The organism is Methanospirillum sp., assembly GCF_035406105.1.
GTDB lineage: Archaea > Halobacteriota > Methanomicrobia > Methanomicrobiales > Methanospirillaceae > Methanospirillum.
In genome coordinates, this window is sequence record NZ_DAONKG010000312.1 from 1 (window position 1) to 2,090 (window position 2,090).

The 2,090-nt window shown below is 50.2% G+C and carries 2 protein-coding genes and 1 tRNA gene; 2 read left to right on the forward strand and 1 reads right to left on the reverse strand.

Translation table 11 applies throughout. The annotated features are described in order from the left end of the window. Positions 1–738, reverse strand: a 738-nt coding sequence (locus PLA23_RS12890; RefSeq protein WP_324475449.1) for an AMP-binding protein, incomplete at its 3' end; no start/stop codon positions are given. A gap of 89 nt (positions 739–827) precedes the next feature. Here PLA23_RS12890 and PLA23_RS12895 point away from each other — a divergent pair. Together PLA23_RS12895 and PLA23_RS12900 are read left to right on the forward strand one after the other, a co-directional pair. Then, a tRNA-Trp gene (locus PLA23_RS12895) sits at positions 828–987 on the forward strand. Positions 988–1,074: 87 nt separating this feature from the next. After that, positions 1,075–2,090: bifunctional 5,6,7,8-tetrahydromethanopterin hydro-lyase/3-hexulose-6-phosphate synthase (locus PLA23_RS12900; protein ID WP_324475450.1), on the forward strand; the 1,016-nt coding region annotated here is incomplete at its 3' end.

Sequence of the window (2,090 nt, forward strand, 5' to 3'; positions counted from 1 at the left end):
CTCTGTAAAACCCATCCCTTTCCCGATGATGTACCCGTTATTTAAGACGCCGTGGTGGGTCAGTACAACGCCCTTTGGGTACCCTGTGGTCCCTGAGGTGTACTGAATATTGATCGCATCATCAAAGTCAAGTGATTTCTCGCGCTCTACCAGTTCATCCTGGCTGATACTCTCTGCCTTTGAAAGGAGATCATCCCACTGGTACATGCCATTATAGGGTATATGCCCCATGAATACCACGGTTTTTAGAAACGGAAACTTCTCAGACAGGATGCGCCCCGGCCGGGATTCATATGCTTCAGGACAGGTCTCATAAAACATACCAACATAATCTGAGGTTTTAAACCGGCCCTGCAGGATGAGGAGTTTTATCTCCGACTGCTTCAGACAATATTCAAGTTCAAAGGTCCGGTATGCCGGATTGATGTTAACCATGATGGCGCCAATCTTTGCGGTAGCAAACTGGACGATGATCCATTCGGCATAATTCATCGCCCAAATACCCACGCGATCCCCTTTGTTGACATCAAGGGCCATAAGACCCCGGGCAACCTGGTCAACAGCCTCCCGAAACTGACGGTATGTTAACCTGATATTCTGGTGAGGCGATACAATCGCTTCATTATCAGGATATTTCTCTGCAATTTCATTCAGAATATCTCCGATGGTCTGTCCCAGCAATGGGAAATCGGCAGTCCCACAGGCATAACTCATCTCGGGAGTGGCCTTTGAATCCATTATTCTCAGGTGGGAACTCCCTGAATTTATCATTCGCGACTGGCGATCATAATCTTTAAATCAGCTTTCGAACTACCTATATGAGCACAGGGGTCGTGGCCTAGTCCGGCATGGCGACGGGCTCCAGCGGTCTTTGCATTCCGGTGCAGATGATGACAAATGGGTCTCCTGATCTGGTGATGATCCGTTGGAGCACTGATGCATATCGGAGAGACCCGTCGATCGTGAGTTCAAATCTCACCGACCCCACCTGTTTTCAATAATCTGACTGGTGATCCCTCATGCTGCACTGGTCATTTATAGTGTGGTCGCTGAAATATAGGGGAAGGTTATCACATGTATCTGATAGGCGAAGCCCTGATCGGCGAAGGTGCCGAACTTGCCCATATTGACCTGATCGTCGGAGATAAGAACGGTCCGGTCGGAATGGCATTTGCAAATGCCCTTTCCCAGCTCTCAGCCGGACACACCCCTCTTCTGGCTGTTGTACGTCCGAACCTGCTTACCAAACCGGCAACGGTCGTCATTCCAAAGGTTACCCTCAAACATGAGGGACAGGTCAATCAGATGTTCGGGCCGGTCCAGGCTGCGGTTGCAAAAGCGGTTGCTGATGCAGTCGAGGAAGGGCTCTTTGGTGATGTAAATATAAACGATATCTGTATCCTGGCAAGTGCGTTCCTCCATCCGTCGGCAAAGGACTATAACCGGATTTACCGGTACAATTATGGGGCAACAAAGCTTGCAATTTCACGGGCATTTGAAGAGTTCCCTGATGAAAAGACTTTGATCCATGAAAAAGACCGCGCAGCACATGCAGTTATGGGCTTTAAGGTTCCCCGGCTGTGGGATCCGCCATATCTTCAGGTCGCCCTCGATATTGTGGACATGGGCAAACTCCGATCTGTGCTCTCCTCACTGCCGGAGAATGACCATCTGATCATCGAAGCCGGAACGCCGCTCATTAAGAAGTTTGGTCTGCAGGTGATCAGTGAGATTCGTGCAGTAAAACCAAATGCATTCATCGTCGCTGACATGAAGATTCTTGATACCGGCAATCTTGAGGCCAGGATGGCAGCTGACTCATCTGCTGATGCTGTGGTTATGTCAGGGCTTGCACCGACATCCACCATTGAGAAGGCCATTATTGAGGCACGAAAGACTGGTATCTACTCGGTTATCGATATGCTCAATGTCGAGGACCCGGTCGGTCTTATCGCCAGCCTGAAGGTCAAACCCAATGTGGTCGAGCTGCACCGTGCTATTGACGCTGAGCACACCGCTCATGCATGGGGCAACATCGGTGATATCAAGAAGGCAGCTGGCGGAAAACTCCTTGTCGCGACCGCCGGTGG